We start from the raw sequence: 24,639 nt of genomic DNA, 5'->3' as shown, positions 1-24,639 counted from the left end.
CGGGTTCCGGCCGCCGTCCGCGAGGCGCGTCCCCGTTGTCGCTCGCCGATGCCCGTCCGCACCATGGACGGGATCTCCCCGCCCCCCACACGGGCGGCTCCGGCTGACGTCCGTTCGCGGACGGCGCCCGGAACCCGTCGTCGCCTGCGGGTCAGCGGAGGCGCGCGAGGAAGTCGAGGACTCGCGTCTCGTAGTGGTCCGGGTCGACGTTCCAGCTCTGGACGTGCTCGGCGTCGGTTCGCAGGTACGTCACCAGATCCGGGCGGGCCGCGGCGAGCGCGTCCGACGACGAGACCGGCACTGTCGAGTCGTTCGCGCCGTGGGCCAGGAACACCGGCACGTCCAGCCGTTCGGCACGGGTCACCTGGTCCATGGCGATCAGGTCGACACCGGCGCGCCACCGCACCGCCGTCGCGGCGACCCGGGCGGCGAAGCGGGGCATCCCGCGCTGGGCGGCCTGGTAGGTCAGAATGTCCGGCCACGACAGCGCGGGCGCGTCGTACAGCACCCCGGCCACGCCGTCGGAGCCGTGTGTGCGCAGGTAGTTCCCGATGATCGCGCCGCCCATCGAGTACCCGGCCAGGATCACGTCGCGGGCGCCGCGAGCACGCGCTTCGCTGACCGCTGCGGCGAGATCGTCGGACTCGGTCCAGCCGAGACCGAACTCGCCGCCGGGGTCCGCGGGTGCGCCGTCGTCGTTGCGGTAGGCGACGGACAGTTGCGGGTAGCCGGCTGTGTGCAGCGCGGGCATCAACCGGTAGCCCTCGGCGCGGGAGCCGCCGCGGCCGTGCACGTGCACGACCCAACGGGCCCCGCCGGCGGCGGGCAGGTACGTCGCGGGGTAGCGGCCCAGCGGCCCGTCGTAGCCGATCTCGCCGACGTCCAGCCCGGTGACCGTGGCCAGCTCCGCCGGCTCGAGCGGTGCGGCGTAGAAGTCGAGGCGGACGGTGGCGCCGACGGCCGGGGTGTCGGGGTAGGCGCGCAGGCCGCGCACGACGGTGCCCGCGGTGCCGGAGGCACGCACGACGCGGACATCCGGCCCCACCCGGGCATAGCCGCCGGGCCAATGCACTCCGAGCAGCCCCGGTTGGTCGGCGCCCGTGCCGGACAGGGTGACGGTGGATCCGGTGACCGCGACGACGGTCAGCGGAAACTCCGGCGGGTCGGGGCGGACCCGCAGCAGCTCGTCCGCGTAGTACCAGGCCCCGGCCGCGGTGCTCGTGAGCGCCACCCCCACGGCGGTCGCCGACCCGGCGACGGCGACACGCCGCCAGCGCCGCGGACGGCCTCCCGCAGTGGCGGCCGGCACGGGCCGATGATCGTCGAGGCTCACGAGCGAAGTGTGACACGCGGGAGGCACGGATGAGCGGCCGGCGGGTGGTCGTGCTGGACTACGGGTTCGGCAACGTGCGATCGGCGGTGCGCGCGCTGCGCGAGGTCGGTGCGGACGTCACGCTGACCGCGGACCGCACCGCCGCGATGGACGCCGACGGCCTGGTGGTGCCCGGAGTCGGCGCGTTCGCGGCGTGCGCCGACGGCGTCCGGGCGGTGCGCGGACACGAGGTCGTCGGGCGCAGGCTCGCGGGCGGGCGCGCGGTGCTGGGCATCTGCGTGGGCATGCAGATCATGTTCGATCGCGGCGTCGAACACGGTGACGAGGCCGAGGGTCTGGGGGAGTGGCCGGGTACGGTCGAGCGGATCCAGGCCACGCCGGTACCGCACATGGGCTGGAACACGGTCGACACGCCGGCCGACACGGCGCTGTTCGACGGTGTGCGCGACGAACGCTTCTACTTCGTGCACTCCTACGGGGTGCGGCGATGGGGCCTGCAGGACACGGGGCGGTTCGAGCCGCCGCGGGTGACCTGGTCCGAGCACGGCGGCGACCGGTTCGTCGCCGCCGTCGAGAACGGTCCGCTGTCGGCGACGCAGTTCCACCCGGAGAAGTCCGGGGACGCGGGGCTGCGGCTGCTGGAGAACTGGGTGAAGGGTGTGCAGACGTGACGACGTGGGATTCCGGCGCCTACGACCGCGACTTCGCGTTCGTCGCGGCGTACGGAGCCGAGCTGCTCGACTGGCTGGTGCCACAGCCCGGCGAGACGATCCTCGACCTGGGCTGTGGCACCGGTGACCTGACCGCGCGCATCATCGAGTCGGGCGCGACCGCCATCGGCATGGACGCCGACGCCGACATGATCGAGGCCGCCCGGGCCCGGCTCGGCGACGACGTCGAGCTGCGGGTCGCGGACGCGCACGACTTCAGCGTCGACCGTCCCGTCGACGGCGTGGTGTCCAACGCGGCCCTGCACTGGATGCCGGCGCAGGTCGAGGTGCTCGGGTGCGTGTCCGACGCGCTGCGCGTCGACGGCCGGTTCGTCGCCGAGATGGGCGCGACCGGGAACGTGGCCGCGATCACCGCGGCGGTCGACGAGGCGTGCCTCGAGGCGGGACGGCCCCGGCCGGCGTGGCCGTGGTTCTTCTCGTCGCCGGCGCAGTACGCGGCGATGCTCGAGGACGCGGGCCTCGAGATCCGCCAGCTGGACTTCTACGACCGGCCGACCCAACTGGCCGGGCCGGACGGGCTGCTGAAGTGGCTGTCGATGTTCGCCGCCGACGTGGTCGCCGCGCTGCCGGCCGACGTGCTGCGCCGTGCCGAGGAGATCGCCCGGCCGCAGCTGTGGCACGACGACGCCTGGTGGGCCGACTACCGGCGGCTGCGGTTCCGGGCGGTGAAGCTCGGATGAGCGGCCCCGGACGACACGAGGACGAGGGAGACCATGGCAGGCGTCACGACGGCCGGCGAGACGACGCGGGCGAGGCGACGATGACGGAGCTGGAGCTGCTGCCGGCGGTGGACGTGGTCGACGGCCAGGCCGTGCGGCTCGTGCAGGGCGCCGCGGGCAGCGAGACCTCGTACGGCGCGCCGCTGGAGGCCGCGCTGGCGTGGCAGGACGCGGGCGCGGCGTGGGTGCACCTGGTGGACCTGGACGCGGCGTTCGGGCGCGGGAGCAACCGCGAGCTGCTGGCCGAGGTGGTCGGGCGCCTGGACGTCGCGGTGGAACTGTCCGGGGGCATCCGCGACGACGAGTCCCTCGAGGCCGCCCTCGCGACCGGGTGCGCGCGGGTGAACCTGGGCACGGCAGCGCTGGAGAACCCGGACTGGACCGCCGCCGCGATCGCCCGGCACGGCGACCGCGTCGCGGTCGGCCTGGACGTGCGCGGGACGACGCTGGCCGCCCGCGGCTGGACCCGCGAGGGCGGCGACCTGTGGGAGGTGCTCGACCGGCTGGACCGCGACGGCTGCGCCCGGTACGTCGTCACCGACGTCGCCAAGGACGGCACGCTGCGCGGGCCCAACGTCGATCTGCTGCGTGAGGTGTGCGCGCGCACCGACCGTCCCGTCGTCGCCAGCGGCGGCGTGTCCACCCTGGACGACGTCGCCGCGCTGCGTGCCCTCGTCCCGGCCGGGGTCGAGGGAGCGATCATCGGCAAGGCGCTGTACGCTGGCGCGTTCACGCTGGAGGAGGCACTGAAGGTGGCGAGCACATGACCGTCCGGGTCGGCTCCGGCGCCCCGTGGGAGGCGATCGTCGGTTACAGCCGCGCGGTTGCCGCGGACGGGCACGTCTGGGTCAGCGGCTGCACCCCGATCGCCGACGGCGACGTCGTGCACGAGGGCGACGCGTACCTGCAGACCGTGCAGACCCTGCGCAACGTCGCTGCCGCGCTGGAGCGTGTCGGCGCGGCGCCCGAGGACGTGGTGCGCACGCGCATCTTCGTCACCGACATCTCCCGCTGGGAGGAGTACGGCCGCGCACACGGCGAGATGTTCGGCGACATCCGGCCGGCTACGTCGATGCTGCAGGTCAGCGCGTTGATCGATCCGCGGCTGCTGGTCGAGATCGAGGCGGTTGGCTACCGGGCGGGGCTCGGCGGCCCGACGGAGGAGGCGTCCTGAGCGTCGCGGTGCGTGTCATCCCGTGCCTGGACGTGGACGCCGGCCGGGTGGTGAAGGGCGTGCGCTTCGCCGACCTGCGCGACGCCGGCGACCCGGTGGAGATGGCCGCCGCGTACGGCCGTGAAGGCGCCGACGAGCTGGTGTTCCTCGACATCACCGCGTCCAGCGACGACCGGTCGACGATGTACGACGTGGTGTCGCGCACGGCCGACGCGGTGTTCATCCCGCTGACCGTGGGCGGAGGGGTGCGCACCGTCGAGGACGTGGACCGGCTGCTGCGCGCCGGAGCGGACAAGGTCGGCGTGAACACGGCGGCCGTCGCACGTCCGGAGCTCGTGGGCGAGATCGCCGAGCGTTTCGGCGCCCAGGTGCTGGTGCTCTCGGTCGACGCACGCCGCGGCGGCGACACCGCGTCCGGCTTCGAGGTCACCACGCACGGCGGACGCCGCGGCACCGGCACCGACGCGGTGAGCTGGGCCCGGCGCGCCGCCGACCTCGGCGCCGGCGAGATCCTGCTCAACTCGATGGACGCGGACGGCACGAAGAACGGCTACGACGTCGAGATGCTGCAGGCGGTGCGTGCCGCCGTCGACGTGCCGGTCGTCGCCAGCGGGGGCGCCGGGGCGCTGTCGCACTTCGCGCCCGCCGTGGCGGCCGGCGCGGACGCGGTGCTGGCCGCCAGTGTGTTCCACTTCGGCGACCTGCCCATCCGGGACGTGAAGGAGACGCTCGCGGCCGCGGGCCACCCGGTGCGCTGACCCCTGCGCTGGACGCTCGTGCCGCGGTCGCGTCGGCTGTTGTCACCTGATCGTCGTCCCGTCACCTGATCGTCGTCGACGTGTCGATCAGGTGACGACAGAAGTGTGGCCCCTGCTGCGGCCCGGAGCTCGGGTCACCTGATCATGTCCGATCGGTGGACACGAAACGATCAGGTGACAGTATGACGGTCCACGACGGCGATCTGTCACCTGATCATTCCCGGCTCGGCTGTCACCTGATCATTTCCTGCTCTGTCGGGCCGTGGCCGCACCCCGAGGCACGATCCCCGAGGCACGATGCGCTCGCGGCGGGCGCTCGCGGCGGGCGCTCGCGGCGGGCGCTCGCGGCGGGCGGTGCGGCGGCCCCAGGAGTGTCGGTGCCGGTTGGTACCGTACGTGTCCAGGTATCCCGCTCGCATTCGCGCCGTGTCCGCGCGCCCCGGTTCGCGCAGTGGGTCATCGTTGCCGACGTGGAGGCGCAGTGACGGACGAGCGACAGGCGACCCTGCGTGAGGGGTTCCGCGTCCTGTGGCGGGCGCTGCGTGACGAACCGGTCATTCTGGGCGTCGCGGTGGCCGGCAGCGCGCTGTACGGCATCATGACCGTCGCCTCGTCGGTGGTCATCGGCAGGGTGACCGACGACGTCGTCGTGCCCGCGTTCCGCGAGGGCGACACCACGACGGGCGCGCTCGTCGCCGCGGCGCTGGCCATCTTCGTCACCGCGCTGCTCAAGGCCGCGGGCATCGTGGTCCGGCGCTACTACGCGGGGCTCGGGCAGTACCGGCTCAACGCCCGCTACCGGCGCCGCGTCACCCGGCAGTACCTGCGGCTCCCGCTGTCCTGGCACCACCGGCACTCCACCGGCACGCTGCTGTCCAACGCGAACGCCGACGTCGAGGCGACGTTCTTCCCGATCGCGCCGTTGCCGTTCGCGCTGGGCGTCGTGGTCATGCTGGTGTTCGCGCTGGTGTCGATGTTCCTGGCCGACCCGTTGCTCGCGCTCGTGGGCGCGCTGGTCTTCCCGGCCATCCTGCTGCTCAACTTCGTCTACCAGCGCCGGCTGTCGCCGCTGGCCACCCGCGCACAGGCGTTGCGCGCGGAGCTGTCCGGCGTGGCGCACGAGTCGTTCGACGGCGCCGCGGTGGTGAAGGCCATGGGCCGCGAGGCGGACGAGACGCACCGCTTCGCCGGCGTCGCCCACCAGTTGCGCGACGCGAACATCGGCGTCGGCCGCATCCGCGGCGCGTTCGACCCGGTGCTCGAGGCGCTGCCGAACCTGGGCGTTCTCGTCGTGCTCGCGGTGGGCTCGGTGCGGGTGGCCGACGGCACCCTCGAGGCGGGCACGCTCGTGCAGGTCGCCTATCTGCTCACCGTCACCGCGTTCCCCATCCGGGCCATCGGCTTCGTGCTCGGCGAGCTGCCGCGGTCGGTGGTGGGCTGGCGACGGGTGTCCGCGGTCCTCGACGCCACCGGATCGCTGCCGTACGGCTCGACCCGGCTGACCGGATCGGCGCAGCCGGCCAGGCTGGGCCTGAACGGGCTCTCGTACTCCTACGTCGACGGCGCGCCGGTGCTGAACGACGTCACCCTGGACGTCGCTCCGGGCCGCACCGTCGCCGTCGTCGGCGCTACCGGCTCCGGCAAGTCCACGCTGGCCTCGCTGCTGGTGCGGCTGGTCGACCCGGTGAGCGGTGCCGTCCTGCTGGACGGCACCGACCTGCGTGAGTTCGACCGCGGCGAGGTCGCGGAGGCCGTGTCTCTGGTGTTCCAGCAGCCGTTCGTCTTCGAGGACACGGTGCGCGACAACGTCACCCTGGGCCGCGACGCGCCCGACGAGTCGGTGTGGGCCGCGCTGCGACTCGCCCAGGGCGACGGGTTCGTCGCCGAGCTCGCCGACGATCTCGACGCGCCCATCGGCGAGCGCGGCGCGACGTTGTCCGGCGGCCAGCGACAGCGGCTGGCGCTGGCACGCGCCGTGGTGCGCGAGCCCAGACTGCTGGTGCTCGACGATGCCACCAGCGCCGTCGACCCGGAGGTCGAGCGTCGCATCCTGGCCGGGCTGCGCGACGCGTCGCTGCCGTCGACGGTGGTCGTGGTCGCCTACCGGCGCGCCACCATCGCGCTGGCCGACGAGGTCGTCTACGTCGACGGTGGCCGCATCAGCGCGCGCGGCACCCACGACGAGCTGCTGCGTACCTCGGCTGGCTACCGCGAGCTGATCACCGCCTACGAGCGCGACGCCGCCGAACGTGCGACGGCCGCGACGGACAGCACCGGAGGACAGGCGTGAGTTCCAGCACCACGACCGGCACGGCCCGGCTCGGCGAGACCGGTCACGACACCGCGCTCGGCACACTGCGGCGCGGGCTCGCCCTGTCTCCCGAGATCACCCAGGGCCTGGCGCTGACGCTGGCCATCGCCGCGGTCGCCACGGCGGGGCGGGTGGTCGTGCCCATCGCCATCCAGCAGACCATCGACGGCGGGCTGAACGCGCCGGGCGGCGCCGACCTCGGTTACGTCCGCTGGATGGTCGGGCTGGCCGCCGTCGGCGTCGTCGTGACCGTGGTCGCCGCGTTCTTCATGAACGTGCGGGTGTTCCGCGCCAGCGAGTCGGGGCTGGCCACGCTACGCACCAAGGCGTTCCGGCACGTGCACGACCTGTCGGTGCTGACGCAGGACACCGAGCGGCGCGGGTCACTCGTGTCCAGGGTCACCAGCGACGTCGACACGATCTCGCAGTTCGTCCAGTTCGGCGGGCTGATCATGCTGGTCAGCGTCGGCCAGCTGGTGGTCGCCACGGTGATCATGGCGATCTACTCGTGGCAGCTGACGATCCTGGTCTGGGTCTGCTTCCTGCCGCTGTTCGTCGCGCTGCGCTACTTCCAGCGGCTGTTGTCGGCGGCGTTCCTGCTCGTCCGCGAACGTGTCGGCTCGATGCTCGGCGCGGTGTCCGAGGCCGTGGTCGGCGCCCAGGCCGTGCGGGCCTACGCGGTCGAGGGGCGTACGCAGCAGCGGGTCGACGACGCGGTCGAGGCGCACCGGATGGCCGCCACCCGCGCGCAGCGGCTCGCGGCGTCGGCGTTCTCCACCGGAGAGGTGGTCGCGGGCATCGCCAACGCCGCCGTGGTGGTCGCCGGCGTGCTGCTCGGCGTCGCCGGCGACATCACGCTCGGGCGGCTGCTGGCGTTCATCTTCCTGGTCACCCTGTTCATCGCACCGGTGCAGGTCGCCACCGAAGTGCTGGCCGAGGCGCAGAACGCGATCGCCGGGTGGCGGCGGGTCCTCGGCATCCTGGACACCCGCGCCGACGTCGCCGACCCCGGTGACGAGGGTGTGCGGCTGCCGCGCGGGCCGGTCGACGTCCGGTTCGAGCACGTCTCGTACGCGTACCCGGACGGGCCGACCGTGCTGCACGACGTCGACGTCGCCATTCCGCGGCACACGCGGGTCGCCGTCGTGGGCGAGACCGGTTCGGGCAAGACCACGTTCGCGAAGCTGCTGACCCGGCTGATGGACCCCGCGTCCGGACGGGTGCTGATCGACGGTGTCGACCTGCGCGACGTGCGGTTCGACTCGCTGCGCGAACGCGTCGTCATGGTGCCCCAGGAGGGGTTCCTGTTCGACGACACGCTGGCGGCGAACCTGCGCTACGGCCGCCCGGAGGCCACCGAGGACGACCTGTGGCGCGCGCTGACCGAGCTGGGCGTGGCCGACTGGGCCGACGGGCTGCCGTCCCGGCTGGCCACACAGGTCGGCCAGCGCGGCGAGTCGCTGTCGGCGGGAGAGCGCCAGCTCGTCGCACTGGCACGCGCCTACCTCGCCGACCCCGACCTGCTGGTACTGGACGAGGCCACCAGCGCGGTCGACCCGGCCACCGAGGTGCGCCTGGCGCGTGCGCTCGAGGGGATCTCACGCGGACGGACGTCGGTGACCATCGCGCACCGGCTGTCCACCGCCGAGGCCGCCGACGAGGTGTTCGTGTTCGACGCCGGCCGCCTCGCCGAACGTGGACGGCACAGCGAGCTCGTCGCCGCGGGCGGGCTCTACGCGGGCCTGCACGAGGCGTGGGTCGCCCAGTCGCGCTGACCCGTCATCCTCGGGTTCCGGGGCAGGCACAGCCGTGTACGGTGTGGCGCTGGTGTCGTTATGACGACACGATGTTCACACGGTGTCGCATCCTCGGTGTCAGCGGTTGGCGCCCTCGAGGGTGCCGGTGACGGGCCCGGCCGGGTCGAGGACGGTGCAGACGATCTCGCGGTCGCCCTGGGCCCACGACTCCTCGGTCGGCTCCAGCCACTGGACCTCGAGCTCGGACTCCTGGTAGCTCATTCCGACGAACGACTTGAACTCGGGGATGCAGTCCTTCTCGACCTGCTTCTGGAACGCGTCCGAGCCGGGGAACTCGCCGTCGGGCGCCTTGGTCACCGCGAAGACCTCCTGCTCGTGCTTCTCGTCGCACGGCGCCTTGGCCACGTTGCTGACCTCGGAGTCGGTCGCGAAGCTGCCGATGCAGTCGCCGAGCCCCACGTCGAAGACGTCGGCCGTCTCGGTGGCGGGCGCGCCGTCGTCGGCCGCAGCGGTCTCGGTGCCGCCGTTCGCGGACTCGCTCGCGGCCGCGGTCTCGTTGCCGCCGCCGGACTCGTCGTCGGAGCCGCAGCCGCTGAGGCTGATCGCGGCCACGGCGCCGAGCGCCGCGATGGTCGTGCGGATCGTGGACTTCACGGTGGGTGTTCTCCTTCGATAATGATCAACGCCACGGTGATCGCGGCGGCTACCTTGCTGTTCGTGCGACCGCCGGGGCGGCCGCGACGCACGGTGGTCGGTGCCGGCGCCGGCTGCGGACCCGCCCGGGGTGCCTGTCATCGCCCGGCGCCCTCGAGCGTCCCGGTGACCGGGCCGGCGGGGTCGTAGGCGAGGCAGACGATCTGGCGGTCACCCTGCTCCCACGACTCCTCGGTGGGCTGCAGCCAGTTGTAGTCGAGCTCGGAGTTCTTCCAGGCGACACCGACGAACTCGGCGAACCGGGCACCGCACTGCTTGGTCGCGCGGTTCTGGAAGGCGTCCGCGCCGGGGAACTGCCCGTCGGGCACCTCGGCGATCGCGTAGACCTCGTGCGTGTGCTCGTCCTCGCACGGCGCGAGCACGACGTCGGTGACCTCGTCGGCGTTGTCGACGTCGCCGAGGCAGTCACCCACCTTGATGTCGAACACGTCGGCGGAGTCGGCCGTCTCGGTCACGTTGCCCGAGGGGTCACGCTGGGGTTCGTCGTCACCCGAGCAGGACACGGTGGCGAACACCGCCACGGCACCCGCGACCGCGGCGATGGCGCGGATCGTGCGTGCCACTGCCGTGCACCCCTTCGTCTGTCGCTGTGCCGTCACCGCAGGTAGCCAACCACGACACCGTGCTCCGGGGCGTGGGCGTCCATGATACGAACCGTGCGGACACCGGGCCGTGGGGGACGCGCCGGGAGGCCCACCGCACCGGCCACCGCAGGTCGGGGAGAATGGTTCCATGCCCGACCTGGAGCCCACCCTAGCCGCTCGGCTCAGACGCAACGACGACGGCCTCATCGCCGCCGTCGTTCAGCAGCACGACACCGGCCAGGTGCTGATGATGGCGTGGATGAACGACGCCGCCCTGCACGAGACGCTGACGACCGGCCGTGCGACGTACTGGAGCCGCAGCCGCCAGGAGCTGTGGGTCAAGGGCGAGACGTCCGGTCACCGGCAGTGGGTGCGTGAGGTGCGCCTCGACTGCGACGGCGACACCGTCCTCGTCAAGGTCGAACAGGAGGGGCCCGCGTGCCACACCGGCAGCCACACCTGTTTCGACGACGGGCCGATCGAGGCCGTGGTGGGCCGGGCGCCGGGGACGACGGCGCGGTGAGCGGGCAGCTGGGGGCGGCGCCCGGGCTCGAGGAGTTCCGGGTACTGGCGAAGGATCGCAGGGTGGTGCCGGTGGTGCGCCGCCTGCTGGCCGACGGCGAGACCCCGGTGGGCGTCTACCGCAAGCTCGCCGCGGACCGCCCGGGCACGTTCCTGCTGGAGTCGGCCGAGCACGGCGGCGTGTGGTCGCGGTACTCGTTCGTCGGCGCGCGGTCGGCCGCGGTGCTGTCCGAGCGCGACGGCGTCGCCGTCTGGCACGGCAACCCACCGGTGGGCCTGCCTGCCGGAGGCGACCCGTGGGAGGCGCTGCGCGGCACCCTCGAGGCCCTGCACAGCGAACGACTTCCGGGGCTGCCGCCGCTGACCGGGGGCCTGGTCGGGTTCGTCGCCTACGACGCGGTACGCCGCCTCGAGCGGCTGCCCGAGACCACCGTCGACGACCTGCGGCTGCCGGACATGGCGTTCCTGCTGGCCACCGACATCGCGGTGCTCGACCACGACGACGGCACCATTCTGTTGGTGGCCAACGCGGTGAACTGGGACGACCGCGACCAGGGCGTCGACGAGGCGTGGCAGGACGCGGTGGGCCGGCTGGACCGGATGACCGCCGAGCTGGCCGAGCCGACGCCGTCGTCGGCGGCCTCGTTCGAGCCGGGCCTGCTGCCCGAGCACCACAGCGACACCCCGAAGGACCGGTTCCTGGCCGCCGTCGAGCAGGCCAAGGAGGAGATCCGGGCAGGCGAGGCGTTCCAGGTCGTCGTCTCGCAGCGCTTCCGCGCCCCGACCCACGCCGAACCGGTGGACGTCTACCGCGTGCTGCGCCGCGACAACCCGAGCCCGTACATGTACCTGCTGCGGCTGCCCGGCCCGGACGGCGGGGAGGACGGCTCCTACTCCGTCGTCGGCTCCAGCCCGGAGGCCCTGGTCAAGGTGGAGGGCGAGCGGGTGATGACGCACCCGATCGCCGGCACCCGCTGGCGCGGTGACACGCCCGAGGCCGACACCGCCCTGGCCGAGGAGCTGCTGGCCGATCCGAAGGAGCGCGCCGAGCACCTGATGCTGGTCGACCTGTCGCGCAACGACCTCGGCCGGGTCTGCGCGGCCGGCAGCGTCGAGGTCGTCGACTTCATGACGGTGCGCCGCTACAGCCACGTCATGCACATCGAGTCGACCGTCGTCGGCCGGTTGCGGGACGACCGCGGCGTGCTGGACGTGCTGGCGTCCTGCTTCCCGGCCGGGACGCTGTCGGGCGCGCCGAAGGTCCGCGCCATGGAGATCATCGACGAGCTCGAGACGACCCGTCGCGGGATCTACGGCGGCGTCGTCGGCTATCTCGACTTCTCCGGCGACCTCGACGTCGCCATCGCGATCCGCACCGCGCTGATCCGCGACGGGGTGGCGTACGTGCAGGCCGGCGGCGGCGTGGTGGCCGACTCCGACCCGGAAGCGGAATGGGACGAGTCGCGGAACAAGGCGGCGGCCGCGTTGCGGGCCATCGCGGTGGCCGAGTCGATCGAGGCCGTCGACGCGCGAGCGCCCGAGGACGTGCCGGATTGAGCGCGCGGCGGCAGTACCTGATCACGCTGGCGATGCTCGCCGCCGGCGGTGTGCTGGGGCTGGGCGTGTCGTCGCGGTCCTGGGGGACGGTGCGGATGCCGTCGTCGCTGACCGCCACGTCCACGACGGCGACCGGGAGCGACCTGTTGCCGCTGGCGCCGGCGGTCTCGCTGGTCGCGATCGCCGCCGTCGTCGCGGTGCCGGCCGTACGGCGGATCGGCCGCCGCGTCGTCGGCTCGGTACTGGTGCTGCTCGGCGCAGCCCTCACGGTCATGGCCGTGCGTACCGCACTCGACCTGGACGGGCGCATCGAATCGTGGGTCCTCCGCAGCCCTGGCACGGCCGACGAGGTCGGGCAGGTCTCCACCAGCCCGGCCTGGGTGGTGCTGCTCGCCCTCGCCGGGGCCGTCATCGTCGCCGCGGGGGCCCTCGTCGTCGTCCTCGGCCCGTCCTGGCCGGCCATGGGGGCGAGATACGAGCTGCGCCGGCCGTCGGCGGGTGGGTCGCGGCACGACGGTTCCGCGGGCGGTTCCGCGGACGAGGCGGCGGACGGTTCCGCGGATACCGACGACGCTGCGACCGACGCCCGGGAGGCCTGGGACGCGCTGGACCGCGGCGACGACCCCACCTGAGCCGGGCGGCCGCGCACCCGGGCTGCCGAGGCAGCGGGCGAGCGCCGCGGCTGATCCGGCACAATGAGTGTCAGCACGGCATCACGACGTGCCGACCATCAGGATCAGCGCAGGACGATGAACACAGGAGTTGGGATGGCGTACAACAGCCACGGTCACACCCCGGCGGCGTGGACCACGGTGATCATCATCTGCATCGCCTTCGTGGTCGGGGCCATCGGCGTGATGATGCTGAACTGGCCGCTGTTCTGGATCGGTGGCGTCGGGCTGCTCGTCGTCGGCGGCATCGTGGGCAAGGTCATGCAGATGATGGGGCTCGGCCAGGCGGATCCGCAGGCCGGGCGTGCGCGGACGGACGTGCAGAACAGCTCCGTCGGCGGTCAGGACAGCAGCGGATAGCCATGCCCACCCGCCCCGGCCGGACGCCGGCGGGCCCGCCGCGAAGCGGCCCGCCGTCGGTGTCGGTCGGCGGGGTGACGTTGGACGTGCCGAACCGGCGGGTCACCATGCCGTCGGGCGCACAGGCGGGGCTGACGCCGCTGCAGGCCGCGGTGCTCGCCCACCTGATGAGCCGCTCCGGGCGGGTGTGCTCACGTGCGGAGCTGATGTGCCAGGCGATGGGCTATCCGGTTCCGGTGGGCTCGCGCACGGTGGACGTGCACGTGGCGACGTTGCGGACCAAGCTGGGCGGAGCGCTGCGGATCCGCTCTGTCCGCGGAGTGGGCTACACGCTCGAGCCGTCTGCGGGGTCGTGATCCGATGGCCGCGCCGCGTTGTCGTCCCTGGGCAGAACGGGTCTGCGAACACAGTGCCACCGGGCCGGGCCGGGCTGCGCAGGCAGGCGTGCGGGAACGCCGCACGGGGGGCGGTCGAAGTCGCCGCGTGGACGTGGCTAGTCTGGACCGGCCAGATCGACCGATCGGTGCCGAGGACGGAGGGCGGACGTGAGCGTTCTCGAAGAGATCCTCGAGGGTGTGCGTGCAGATCTCGCCGAGCGGGAACACCACGTTCCTCTCGACCAGCTCAAGGCGATGGCTGCCAAGCAGCCTCCGGCTCGTGATCCGTTGCCGTTGCTCCGTTCTCCCGGTGTTTCGGTCATCGCGGAGGTGAAACGCTCGAGCCCGTCGGCAGGTTCCCTCGCCGACATCGGCGACCCGGCGCAGCTGGCCGGCGACTACGAGTCCGGGGGAGCGGCGGCCATCAGCGTGCTCACCGAGCAGCGCCGTTTCGGTGGCTCGCTGGACGACCTGCGCGCCGTCCGGGCGGCGGTGGACACCCCGGTGCTGCGCAAGGACTTCATCGTCACCAGTTACCAGCTCTGGGAGGCGCGCGCCCACGGCGCGGACCTGGCGCTGCTGATCGTGGCGGCGCTCGAGCAGATCGCCCTGGTGAGCCTGGTGGAGCGGGCCGAGTCCATGGGACTGACGCCGCTGGTCGAGGCGCACACCGCCGAAGAGGTGGCCCGGGCCGTCGACGCCGGGGCGAAGATCATCGGGATCAACGCCCGCGATCTCACCACGCTGGACGTCGACACGACCACGTTCGACCGCCTCGCCCCGACCGTTCCGGACGACGTGGTCAAGATCGCGGAGTCCGGCGTCAAGGCGCCTCGTGACGTCATCGACCTGGCCCGCGCCGGAGCCGACGCGGTGCTGGTCGGCGAGTCGCTGGTGACCGGGCGCGACCCCCGCTCGGCCGTGGCCGACCTCGTCGCCGCTGGTGCCCACCCCGCCCTCAACCGCGGCGGCCAACGCTGACATTGGCCGGCCACTCCGGCTCGCGAAATGATCACGTTCCGCATGGAATTCCATGCGTCACCACCCTTGCAGGCCTCGTGACGCGTCCAATCGCCTCGTGATGGGCGCCCGCGGGCACCCGATCGGGGTCCGCGGGCCGCGAGTGCGATGGGGATTCCGGCCCGGCGTTGCGGTACGGTCAACCGGTGGCGGCGCCGTCTGTCGAGCCCGCCGACATCACCGACCATCGGCGCACACACATCGAGGAGATCGGGTGGACACCAAGCCCGACGACAGCGCCGGTCCCGCGCCCGTCAGCGCGCCGGACCGGCCCGGGCGTTTCGGACCGTACGGCGGTCGCTACGTCCCGGAAGCCCTGGTCGCGGCGCTGGACGAGCTGGACCGCGAATACCGGGCCGCCGCGGCGAGCCCGGAGTTCCACGCGGAGCTCGATCAGCTCCTGGCCGAGTACACCGGCCGGCCCACGCCGTTGACGGACGCGTGGCGGTTCGGCGCCGAGGCGGCGTCGGGCGCGCGGATCCTGCTCAAGCGCGAGGATCTCAACCACACCGGCTCCCACAAGATCAACAACGTGCTCGGCCAGGCGCTGCTCACCAGGCGCATCGGCAAGCACCGTGTCATCGCCGAGACCGGCGCCGGCCAGCACGGCGTGGCGACGGCGACGGCCGCGGCGCTGATGGGCCTCGAGTGCGTCATCTACATGGGCGAGGAGGACACCCGCCGGCAGGCGCTCAACGTCGCCCGGATGGAACTGCTCGGCGCCACCGTCGTCCCGGTCACCACCGGATCGCGGACGCTGAAGGACGCCATCAACGAGGCGCTGCGCGACTGGGTGACGAACGTCGAGACCACCAACTACGTCTTCGGCACCGTCGCCGGCCCGCACCCGTTCCCGTCGCTCGTGCGCGATCTGCAGCGCGTCATCGGTGACGAGGCCCGCGAGCAGGTGCTCGAGCGCACCGGCCGGTTGCCGGACGCGGTCGCGGCGTGCGTCGGCGGCGGCTCGAACGCCATCGGCATCTTCCACGCCTTCGTCGACGACGCCGACGTGCGGCTGTGCGGGTACGAGGCCGGAGGTGACGGCGTCGCCACCGGCCGGCACGCGGCGACCATCACGGCGGGCGCACCCGGTGTGCTGCACGGGGCGCGTTCGTACCTGCTGCAGGACGACATGGGCCAGACCGTCGAGTCGCATTCGATCTCCGCCGGGCTCGACTATCCGGGCGTGGGGCCCGAGCACTCGTGGCTGAAGGACTCCGGGCGCGCCACCTACGAGCCGGTCGACGACGCCGAGGCCATGGAGGCGTTCCGGCTGCTGTGCCGCACCGAGGGCATCATCCCGGCCATCGAGAGCGCGCACGCCCTGGCCGGCGCCCGGCGGCTCGGCGCGGCGCTGGGCCCGGACGCCGTCATCGTCGTCAACCTGTCCGGGCGCGGCGACAAGGACGTCGACACGGCGGCGCGCTGGTTCGGCCTGCTCGAGGCGGACGAGACGGACGAGGCGACGGGAGACGAGTCGTGAGCACCGCGACCGCGTTCGAGAAGGCACGCGCCGAGGGCCGGGCCACGCTCGTCGGCTACCTGCCGGCCGGCTACCCGAGCGTCGACGGGTCGATCACGGCCATCCGCGCCATGGTCGACGCCGGGGTCGACGTCGTCGAGGTGGGCCTGCCCTACACCGACCCGCTGATCGACGGCCCGACCATCCAGACGGCGGTCAACGCTGCGCTGCAGGCGGGGACGAGGACGCCGGACGTGCTGCGCGTCGTCGAGGCGGTCGCGGAGACGGGGACGCCGGCCGTCGTCATGTCCTACTGGAACCCGCTGGCGCGCTACGGTGCCGACGCGTTCGCCCGCGACCTCGCCGCGGCCGGCGGTGCCGGTGTGATCACGCCGGACCTGACGCCGGACGCCACCGACGAGTGGATCCCGGCTGCCCGGTCGCGTGACCTGGACACCGTGTTCCTGGTGGCGCCGTCGTCCACCGACGAGCGCATCGCCATGACCACCGACGCCTGCCGCGGGTTCGTCTACGCGACCTCGGTCATGGGGGTGACGGGCACCCGCGAGCAGGTGGGCGACGCTGCCGCGGTACTCGTCGAGCGCACCCGCAAGGCGACCGACCTGCCGGTGGCGGTCGGGCTCGGCGTGTCGAACGCCGACCAGGCCGCCGAGATCGCCGGTTTCGCCGACGGGGTCGTGGTCGGTTCGGCGTTCGTCCGGCGCATGCTCGATGCCGCGGACGTCGACGACGGCGTGGCCGCGGTCGCGGCGCTGGCCGGTGAGTTGTCCGGAGGCGTGCGCCGTCGATGACCAGCAAGAAGGCCCAGGCGCGGCAACGAGCCGAGGCAGAGCGTGAGCAGGAGGCACGGCAGGAACGCCGGCGGGAGCGAATGCTGCGCGTCGGTGTGTCCGCGGGCGTCCTGCTGGTGGTGGTGATCGTGGCGGTGGTGGTGCTCGGTCGTGGTGGCTCGTCGGAGCCGGAGGGCACCGGCGCGATCCCCGAGGGCGCGACGTCCTCCGGTGACGGGGTGGCCGTCGGTGACGTGTCCGCGCCGGTGACCATCGACTACTGGTTCGACTTCCAGTGCCCCTACTGCGGCGAGTTCGAGGCCGAGAACGGTCCTGTGCTGCGGGAACTCGTCGCGGACGGCACCGCCCGCGTGGTGTACCACCCGGCGGCGTTCCTCGGTGAGGAGTCGTACCGGGCGAGCAGCGCGTTCGCGTGCGCCGTCGAGGCGGGCCGTCCGGTGGAGTACAAGACCGAGCTGTTCGCGCACCAGCCGGAGGAGGGCAGTGGTGGGTACACTCGGGAAGAATTGCTCACGCGCGCCGAAGCGGTGGGCATCGCCGATGCGAGTTTCGAGGCGTGCCTCACCGAGGGTACATACGCCGACTGGGGTGCTACGGTCCTCGACGCGATGCGAGATCAGGAGATCGAGGCCACCCCGGCCGTACTGATCGACGGTGAAGCCCTGGACGACCCGGCCGGCATGTCGGCCGACGAGTTCCGGGCCGCCGTCGACGAAGCTGTGACGGCATCGTGACCACTCGCCGGAACTTCGGTGCAGCTGACCAAGTTGTACCGTCGTCACCCTCGACCACCGTCCGCCGGAGAAGGAAGCGCACCGATGAGCAGCAAGAAGGCTGAGGCCCGCGAACGCGTCAAGGCGATGCGTGAGGAGCAAGCCCGTCGGGACCGTCGGCGTGAGCGCACCATGCGTTTCGGCGTCGCCGGGGCCGTGGTGGCCGCCGTGGCGATCATCGCGATCGCGGTCGCGGCCAGCCGGGGCGGCGACGGGCCGGTGGCGGTGCCGGAGGCGGCCGGGGCCGGTAACGGCCAGGAGGTCGGCTCCGAGAACCAGGGCATCATGATCGGCGACGCGTCCGCACCGGTGACCATCGACTACTGGATGGACTTCCTCTGCCCGCACTGCAAGGAATTCCACGACCGGAACGGCGAGGCGATCAGCCAGATGGTCGAGGCCGGCGACGCGAACATCGTCTACCACCCGGTCACTTACACCGGCAACGTCTACTCCACCCGGGCGAACAACGCGTTCGCCTGCGCGGCCGACGAGGGCAAGGCGAACGAGTTCATCGACGCGGCGTTCGCGTCCCAGCAGCAATGGTCCACGAGTACGCTGGTCGACCTGGGCGAACAGGCCGGCATCGGCGGTGACTACGAGTCCTGTGTGCGCGACGACACGTACGAGGACTGGTCCAGCAACGTCGAGTCGCAGGCTCAGAACTACGACGTGACCGGTACCCCGACGACGTTCATCAACGGCCAGCTGCTGCCGAGGACGTCGCAGACGCCTGACGGAATCACCTCCGCCGTCGAGGCGGTCGCCGCCGGTGGGGACGTCCCCACGCCGTCGCCGCAGGGCACCCAGGCGCCCGAGGGCGGGCAGACCGGCGGCGCCGCCGGTGAGCAGCCGTCGGCGCAGCCCACCCAGTAAGGCACCGGTGACCGCGATGCTCGGCCGGCGCCAGGCGACCGGTACGGTCTCCCCGTGATCGCGCTACCGGCAGTGCTGCCCGCGTCCATTCCGAGCCCCGGAACGTCGACCTGGGACATCGGCCCGTTCGAGCTGCGCGCCTACGCGCTGTGCATCATGGCCGGCATCGTGCTGGCCATCTGGCTGGGCAACAAGCGCTGGCTGGCGCGCGGCGGCGAACCGGGCGTCGTGCCCGACATCGCGGTGTGGGCGGTGCCGTTCGGCATCGTTGGCGGGCGGCTCTACCACGTCGTCACCGACTACCAGCTGTACTTCGGCGAGGGTCGTGACCCGTGGGAGGCCCTGCAGATCTGGGAGGGCGGCCTGGGCATCTGGGGCGCCATCGCGTTCGGTGCCGTGGGCGTGTGGATCGGCTGCCGGCGACGCGGTGTCCCGCTGCCGGCGATGGCCGACGCGACCGCGCCGGGCATCCTGCTGGCCCAGGCGGTCGGGCGCTGGGGCAACTGGTTCAACCAGGAGCTGTTCGGCGAGCCGACCGACCTGCCGTGGGCGCTGGAGATCGACCCCGGCCGCCGCCCGGTGGAGTACGCGGACTCGGCGACGTTCCACCCCACGTTCCTGTACGAGTCGCTGTGGGCGGTGTTCGTCGCGCTGCTGCTGATCTGGCTCGATCGGCGGTTCCGCCTCGGGCACGGCCGGGTGTTCGCGCTGTACGTGGCCGGCTACACGCTCGGGCGCGGCTTCTGGGAGTACCTGCGGATCGATCCGGCGAACGAGATCCTGGGCCTGCGGGTCAACATGTGGGTCTCCGGGCTGGTCTTCCTGGGCGCCGTGGCGTACGTGGTGGTGTCCGCCCGGCTGCGGCCCGGCCGCGAGGACCCCGAGACGCTGCGCGGCTACTACGAGGAGACGGACCCGTTCGCCGACGCGTCCGGCGACGATACCGACGACGACGGAAACGCCTTCGAGGCCTCCGACGAGGAAACATCGCGTGACGAGGCAGGCAACGACGAGACGGGCAGCGACGCCGTAGAGTCCGGGGCCGGTGACGGCGAGCCTGACACCGTTGCCGGCCGGGCCGGTGACGCGGATGAGGCCGACGACCAGCCGGATGTCGCGGACGGGCGGGACAGGTCCGACGGGCGGGACGCCGCTGATGCCGAGGCCGACGCCGCAGCCGAAGAAGCCGAGGGCACGGACGGGCCCACCGCCGACGACCCGCCGGCGTCGGATGCCGCCGAGACCGACTCGATGCGCAGCCGGGACTGACGCCGTTCCGTCCATGCCGGGAATCTTGTCCGCGTCGTGGTCATCGCGGACTGATGTCGCAATTTCGTCTTCGTCCCTGATGTGTCCTCGTCGACCGGAGGTACGCCGGAATATGGCACCATGTGCCTGACAATCTTCGGCGCGAACGGGTGAACTCGCGACGATCGTCAGGTACGGCTCCGCCGACGTGGTCGGAGACGGGGCCGAGCGCCGATATCATGGGCCGACACGTCAGCACGGAAAGCTTCACGTGTTGTAATCTCCACGAAACTCAGCACGGGCCAGCGCTGTCCCTGCACCCGCCGCCAGTCTCGACGACGGGAGTGCCATGCGCCTCACGCCTGATCCCCAGGGCCTGTACGACCCGCGGTTCGAACACGACGCCTGTGGCGTGGCCTTCGTGGCCACGCTCGACGGCGTGCCGAGCCGCGCGATCGTCGACCACGGGTTGACCGCCCTGAGCAATCTCGACCATCGGGGTGCTTCCGGTGCGGAGCCGGACTCCGGCGACGGCGCCGGGATTCTGATGCAGATTCCGGACGCCTTCTACCGCGAGGTGGTCGACTTCGAGTTGCCCGCCCGTGGCGCGTACGCCACCGGACTGGCCTTCCTGCCCGACGGCGACGAGCCGGCGGCCGAAGCGGTCGACCTGACCGAGCGCATCGCCGCCGACGAAGGGCTGCGGGTCCTCGGGTGGCGCGACGTCCCGGTCACGGCGGACCTGCTGGGCGCGACCGCACGATCGACGCTGCCGCGTATCCGGCAGCTGTTCGTGGCCGCCGACCAGGGCGCGGAAGCGGACATCACCGGCCTCGCACTCGACCGGCGGGCGTTCGCGCTGCGCAAGCGGGTGGAGCATCGAACAGAGGCGTACTTCCCGAGCCTGTCGGCGCGCACCATCGTCTACAAGGGCATGCTCACCACCGGTCAGCTGGAGCCGTTCTTCGGCGATCTGTCCGACCAGCGGCTGACGTCGGCGCTGGCGGTCGTGCACTCCCGGTTCTCCACGAACACGTTTCCCAGTTGGCCGCTGGCGCATCCGTACCGGTTCGTCGCCCACAACGGCGAGATCAACACCGTGCAGGGCAACCGGAACTGGATGCGCGCCCGCGAGTCCCAGCTGGTCAGCAACCTGATACCGGGCGACCTGTCGCGCCTGTATCCGGTGGTCGACCCGCAGGGCAGCGACTCCGCATGCTTCGACGAGGTGCTCGAGCTGCTGCACCTGGGCGGGCGGAGCCTGCCGCACGCGGTGCGGATGATGATCCCGGAGGCCTGGGAGAACCACAACGGCATCTCCAAGGCACGGCGCGACTTCTTCGAGTACCACAGCACGATCATGGAGCCATGGGACGGCCCGGCGTGCGTGGTCTTCACCGACGGCGAGCAGATCGGCGCGGTGCTCGACCGCAACGGCCTGCGTCCGGGCCGGTACTGGGTCACCGACGACGGGATCGTCGCGCTCGCGTCCGAGGCCGGCGTCCTCGACGTCGACCCGGCCAAGATCGTGCGCAAGGGGCGGCTGGAGCCGGGCCGGATGTTCCTGGCCGACCTGTCCGAGCACCGCATCCTCGACGACGACGAGGTCATGAACGCGCTGGCCACGGCCGAGCCGTACGGCGAGTGGCTGCACGCCGGGCTGATCCAGCTGGACGAACTGCCCGAGCGAGAGCACGTCGTGCACACCCACGCCAGCGTGACACGGCGGCAGCAGACGTTCGGCTACACCGAGGAAGAACTGCGCACGCTGCTCGTGCCGATGGCGAAGGCGGCGGCCGAGCCGGTCGGGTCCATGGGCACGGACACGCCACTGGCGACGTTGTCGGACCGGCCGCGGCTGCTGTTCGACTACTTTTCCCAGCTGTTCGCTCAGGTCACGAACCCGCCGCTGGACGCCATCCGCGAAGAGCTGGTGACGTCGCTGTTCGGGACCATCGGCCCGGAGGGCAACCTGCTGGAGCCCAGCCCGGCCGCGTGCCGGCAGCTGGTGCTGCCGTTCCCGGTCATCGACAACGATCAGCTCGCGAAGATCATCCACGTCAACCGCGACGGTGACCTGCCCGGATACGCCACGCACGTGGTCCGAGGGCTGTACGACGTGGCAGCCGGGGCGACCGGTCTGGCGCGGCGCCTGGACGAGATCTGCGCCGAGGTGTCCAAGGCCATCGACTCCGGCGCGCGCATCGTCGTGCTGTCGGACCGCAACTCCGACACCACCCTGGCGCCGATCCCGTCGCTGCTGCTCACAGCCGCGGTGCACCACCATCTGATCCGCGAGAAGAGCCGCACCAAGGTGGGGCTGGTCATCGAGAGCGGTGACGTCCGCGAGGTCCACCACGTCGCGTTGCTGATCGGCTACGGCGCGGGCGCGGTGAACCCGTACCTGGCCATGGAGACCGTCGAGGACCTCGCCCGGCGCGGCACGGTGCTGCCCGGCGTCGACCCCCAGCAGGCCGTCGCCAACCTGATCAAGGCGCTGGGCAAGGGCGTGCTGAAGGTCATGAGCAAGATGGGCGTGTCCACGGTGGCCTCGTACACCGGCGCGCAGATCTTCGAGGCCATCGGGCTCGCGTCCGACGTCGTCGACCGGTACTTCACCGGCACCACGTCGCGGCTCGGCGGCGTCGGCCTGGACGTCGTCGCCGAAGAGGTGCGGCGGCGGCACGCGCAGGCCTACCCGCGCAGCGGCGGGGCTACACCGCACCGCAGCCTCGAGGTCGGCGGCGAGTACCAGTGGCGCCGCGAGGGCGAGGAGCACCTGTTCGACCCGGAGACCGTGTTCCGGCTGCAGCACTCCACCCGTGCGGGCCGCTACGACGTGTTCAAGCAGTACACGTCCCGCGTCGACGAGCAGTCCGAGCGGCTGATGACGCTGCGCGGGCTGTTCGGCTTCAAGAAGGGCGAGCGCCCGCCGGTGGCCATTGACGAGGTCGAGCCGGTCTCGGAGATCGTGAAGCGGTTCTCCACCGGCGCGATGTCGTACGGGTCCATCAGCCAGGAGTCGCACGAGACCCTCGCCATCGCGATGAACCGGCTCGGCGGCAAGTCGAACACCGGCGAGGGCGGCGAGGACGTCGACCGTCTCTACGACCTGACGCGGCGCAGCGCCATCAAGCAGGTGGCCAGTGGCCGCTTCGGCGTCACGTCCGACTACCTGACCAACGCCGACGACATCCAGATCAAGATGGCGCAGGGTGCGAAGCCCGGCGAGGGTGGCCAGCTGCCCGGCAGCAAGGTCTACCCCTGGATCGCCGGCACCCGGCACTCCACGCCGGGCGTCGGCCTGATCTCGCCGCCCCCGCACCACGACATCTACTCGATCGAGGATCTCGCCCAGCTGATCCACGACCTGAAGAACGCCAACCCGTCGGCGCGCATCCACGTGAAGCTGGTGGCCGAGGTCGGCGTGGGCACGGTCGCCGCGGGGGTGTCGAAGGCGCACGCCGACGTCGTGCTGATCTCCGGGCACGACGGCGGCACCGGCGCCGCGCCGTTGACCAGCCTGAAGCACGCCGGCGGGCCGTGGGAGCTCGGGCTCGCCGAGACACAGCAGACGCTGCTGATGAACGGACTGCGTGACCGGATCGTCGTGCAGACCGACGGGCAGCTCAAGACCGGCCGCGACGTCGTCGTCGCCGCGCTGCTGGGCGCGGAGGAGTACGGGTTCGCGACCGCGCCGCTGGTGGTGTCCGGCTGCGTGATGATGCGGGTGTGCCACCTGGACACCTGCCCGGTCGGCGTGGCGACGCAGAACCCGCAGCTGCGCGAGCGCTACACCGGCAAGCCGGAGTTCGTCGTCAACTTCTTCGAGTACATCGCCGAAGAGGTGCGCGAGTACCTGGCCGAGCTGGGTTTCCGCAGCCTCGACGAGGCCATCGGGCACGCCGAGATGCTGGACACCAACGCGGCGGTGGAGCACTGGAAGGCCTCCGGGCTGGACCTGTCGCCGGTGCTGCACGTGCCCGACGTGCCCGACGACGCAGCCCGGCACCAGGTCGTCGAGCAGGACCACGGCCTGCAGAAGGCGCTGGACAACCAGCTGATCACGATGGCGACGGACGCGCTCGAGCACGGCGAGCCGGTCCGTGCGCAGCTCGACGTCCGCAACGTCAACCGCACGGTCGGGACGATGCTCGGGCACGAGATCACCAAGCGCACCGGCGGCAAGGGCCTGCCGGACGACACCGTAGACATCACGCTGGTGGGCTCGGCCGGGCAGTCGTTCGGCGCGTTCCTGCCGTCCGGGGTCACGCTGCGGCTCGAGGGTGACGTCAACGACTACCTCGCGAAGGGGCTGTCCGGCGGACGGGTCGTGGTGCGGCCGGACCGTTCGGCGATCTTCGCGGCCGAGGAGAACGTCATCGCGGGCAACGTCGCGGCCTACGGCGCCACCGGCGGCGAACTGTTCGTCCGGGGCGTGGTCGGCGAGCGGTTCTGCGTGCGCAACTCCGGCGTGACCGCCGTCGTCGAAGGCGTGGGCGATCACGCCTGCGAGTACATGACCGGTGGCGAGACGGTCATCCTGGGCCGCACCGGACGCAACATCGCCGCGGGCATGTCCGGTGGGCAGGCGTTCGTCCTGGATCTGGACACCAGCCTGGTGAACCCGGAGATGGTCGAGCTGCAGGAGCCGACTCCGGACGAGCTGAGCCGGGTGGAAGAGATCGTGCGCCGTCACCACGCGGCGACCGGCTCCACCGTCGCGGAGGCGTTGCTGGCCGACTGGGCGATCGCCCGCGCCCGGTTCACGACCATCATGCCCAAGGACTTCAAGCGTGTGCTGGCCGCCAAGGCTGCCGCCGAGCGTGAGGGACGCGACGTCGACGTCGCGGTCATGGAGGCGGCGAAGTGAGGGTTCG

22 protein-coding genes are annotated in these 24,639 nt (G+C 72.1%); 19 read left to right on the top strand and 3 right to left on the bottom strand.

Annotated features, from left to right (window positions below; all coding sequences use genetic code 11):
• Window positions 1-151: 151 nt before the first annotated feature.
• Window positions 152-1,309: an alpha/beta hydrolase family protein gene (locus tag CLV30_RS10790; RefSeq protein WP_106537201.1), complete on the bottom strand. Its 1,158-nt coding sequence runs from the start codon at window positions 1,307-1,309 to the stop codon at window positions 152-154.
• A 53-nt stretch (window positions 1,310-1,362) separates the two neighbouring features.
• Here CLV30_RS10790 and hisH point away from each other — a divergent pair, with 53 nt between their 5' ends.
• The 7 genes from hisH to CLV30_RS10755 all read left to right on the top strand — a co-directional run bounded on the left by hisH (window position 1,363) and on the right by CLV30_RS10755 (window position 8,801).
• Window positions 1,363-2,004 (top strand): imidazole glycerol phosphate synthase subunit HisH, encoded by a 642-nt coding sequence (gene hisH / locus CLV30_RS10785; RefSeq protein ID WP_106537200.1) that lies wholly within the window; start codon window positions 1,363-1,365, stop codon window positions 2,002-2,004.
• Entirely contained in the window at window positions 2,001-2,744 is a 744-nt protein-coding gene (locus CLV30_RS10780; RefSeq protein WP_205740590.1) for a class I SAM-dependent methyltransferase, read from the top strand. The genes hisH and CLV30_RS10780 overlap by 4 nt, the downstream gene beginning before the upstream one ends.
• An 80-nt stretch (window positions 2,745-2,824) precedes the next feature.
• The gene (priA, locus tag CLV30_RS10775) at window positions 2,825-3,550 is read left to right on the top strand and encodes a bifunctional 1-(5-phosphoribosyl)-5-((5-phosphoribosylamino)methylideneamino)imidazole-4-carboxamide isomerase/phosphoribosylanthranilate isomerase PriA (RefSeq protein ID WP_106537199.1); all 726 of its coding nucleotides are present in this window, start codon (window positions 2,825-2,827) and stop codon (window positions 3,548-3,550) included.
• Entirely contained in the window at window positions 3,547-3,957 is a 411-nt protein-coding gene (locus tag CLV30_RS10770; protein ID WP_106537198.1) for a RidA family protein, read from the top strand. The genes priA and CLV30_RS10770 overlap by 4 nt, the downstream gene beginning before the upstream one ends.
• Complete coding sequence (gene hisF / locus CLV30_RS10765; RefSeq protein WP_106537277.1) at window positions 3,954-4,715, top strand: imidazole glycerol phosphate synthase subunit HisF; 762 nt, start codon at window positions 3,954-3,956, stop codon at window positions 4,713-4,715. The genes CLV30_RS10770 and hisF overlap by 4 nt, the downstream gene beginning before the upstream one ends.
• A 481-nt stretch (window positions 4,716-5,196) precedes the next feature.
• The gene (locus CLV30_RS10760; protein WP_106537197.1) at window positions 5,197-7,005 is read left to right on the top strand and encodes an ABC transporter ATP-binding protein; all 1,809 of its coding nucleotides are present in this window, start codon (window positions 5,197-5,199) and stop codon (window positions 7,003-7,005) included.
• Window positions 7,002-8,801 (top strand): ABC transporter ATP-binding protein, encoded by a 1,800-nt coding sequence (locus CLV30_RS10755; RefSeq protein WP_106537196.1) that lies wholly within the window; start codon window positions 7,002-7,004, stop codon window positions 8,799-8,801. The genes CLV30_RS10760 and CLV30_RS10755 overlap by 4 nt, the downstream gene beginning before the upstream one ends.
• 99 nt (window positions 8,802-8,900) lie before the next feature.
• Here CLV30_RS10755 and CLV30_RS10750 read toward each other — a convergent pair whose 3' ends face one another.
• Window positions 8,901-9,437 carry a septum formation family protein gene (locus CLV30_RS10750; protein ID WP_165358510.1) on the bottom strand — a complete coding sequence of 179 codons (537 nt, stop codon included), beginning with the start codon at window positions 9,435-9,437 and terminating at the stop codon, window positions 8,901-8,903.
• A gap of 137 nt (window positions 9,438-9,574) precedes the next feature.
• Window positions 9,575-10,060 carry a septum formation family protein gene (locus tag CLV30_RS10745; RefSeq protein ID WP_165358509.1) on the bottom strand — a complete coding sequence of 162 codons (486 nt, stop codon included), beginning with the start codon at window positions 10,058-10,060 and terminating at the stop codon, window positions 9,575-9,577.
• Between the two features lie 169 nt (window positions 10,061-10,229).
• Between CLV30_RS10745 and hisI the strand changes: the two genes are divergently transcribed.
• The 12 genes from hisI to gltB all read left to right on the top strand — a co-directional run bounded on the left by hisI (window position 10,230) and on the right by gltB (window position 24,632).
• Entirely contained in the window at window positions 10,230-10,604 is a 375-nt protein-coding gene (gene hisI / locus CLV30_RS10740) for a phosphoribosyl-AMP cyclohydrolase (RefSeq protein WP_106537276.1), read from the top strand.
• Window positions 10,601-12,160: an anthranilate synthase component I gene (locus tag CLV30_RS10735; RefSeq protein ID WP_205740589.1), complete on the top strand. Its 1,560-nt coding sequence runs from the start codon at window positions 10,601-10,603 to the stop codon at window positions 12,158-12,160. Before hisI ends, CLV30_RS10735 begins: the two co-directional genes overlap by 4 nt.
• Entirely contained in the window at window positions 12,157-12,792 is a 636-nt protein-coding gene (locus CLV30_RS10730) for a Trp biosynthesis-associated membrane protein (protein ID WP_165358508.1), read from the top strand. The genes CLV30_RS10735 and CLV30_RS10730 overlap by 4 nt, the downstream gene beginning before the upstream one ends.
• Before the next feature lie 135 nt (window positions 12,793-12,927).
• Window positions 12,928-13,191 (top strand): HGxxPAAW family protein, encoded by a 264-nt coding sequence (locus CLV30_RS10725; RefSeq protein WP_211300039.1) that lies wholly within the window; start codon window positions 12,928-12,930, stop codon window positions 13,189-13,191.
• Between the two features lie 2 nt (window positions 13,192-13,193).
• Window positions 13,194-13,547, top strand: coding sequence for a winged helix-turn-helix domain-containing protein (locus CLV30_RS27525; protein WP_106537192.1), 354 nt, complete (start codon window positions 13,194-13,196; stop codon window positions 13,545-13,547).
• Window positions 13,548-13,736: 189 nt separating this feature from the next.
• Complete coding sequence (gene trpC / locus CLV30_RS10715; RefSeq protein WP_106537191.1) at window positions 13,737-14,549, top strand: indole-3-glycerol phosphate synthase TrpC; 813 nt, start codon at window positions 13,737-13,739, stop codon at window positions 14,547-14,549.
• Window positions 14,550-14,802: 253 nt separating this feature from the next.
• Entirely contained in the window at window positions 14,803-16,071 is a 1,269-nt protein-coding gene (gene trpB / locus CLV30_RS10710; RefSeq protein ID WP_106537190.1) for a tryptophan synthase subunit beta, read from the top strand.
• Window positions 16,068-16,862, top strand: a complete 795-nt coding sequence (gene trpA, locus CLV30_RS10705) for a tryptophan synthase subunit alpha (RefSeq protein WP_106537189.1) — start codon at window positions 16,068-16,070, stop codon at window positions 16,860-16,862. The genes trpB and trpA overlap by 4 nt, the downstream gene beginning before the upstream one ends.
• Entirely contained in the window at window positions 16,859-17,596 is a 738-nt protein-coding gene (locus CLV30_RS10700) for a DsbA family protein (RefSeq protein WP_106537188.1), read from the top strand. Before trpA ends, CLV30_RS10700 begins: the two co-directional genes overlap by 4 nt.
• An 84-nt stretch (window positions 17,597-17,680) precedes the next feature.
• The gene (locus CLV30_RS10695; protein ID WP_106537187.1) at window positions 17,681-18,511 is read left to right on the top strand and encodes a DsbA family protein; all 831 of its coding nucleotides are present in this window, start codon (window positions 17,681-17,683) and stop codon (window positions 18,509-18,511) included.
• Window positions 18,512-18,568: 57 nt separating this feature from the next.
• Window positions 18,569-19,780 (top strand): prolipoprotein diacylglyceryl transferase, encoded by a 1,212-nt coding sequence (lgt, locus tag CLV30_RS10690; RefSeq protein ID WP_205740622.1) that lies wholly within the window; start codon window positions 18,569-18,571, stop codon window positions 19,778-19,780.
• Between the two features lie 328 nt (window positions 19,781-20,108).
• Window positions 20,109-24,632, top strand: a complete 4,524-nt coding sequence (gene gltB, locus CLV30_RS10685) for a glutamate synthase large subunit (protein WP_106537185.1) — start codon at window positions 20,109-20,111, stop codon at window positions 24,630-24,632.
• Window positions 24,633-24,639: the final 7 nt, after the last annotated feature.

Source organism: Haloactinopolyspora alba (genome assembly GCF_003014555.1).
GTDB lineage: Bacteria > Actinomycetota > Actinomycetes > Jiangellales > Jiangellaceae > Haloactinopolyspora > Haloactinopolyspora alba.
This window is presented reverse-complemented; position numbering and strand designations above follow the sequence as displayed.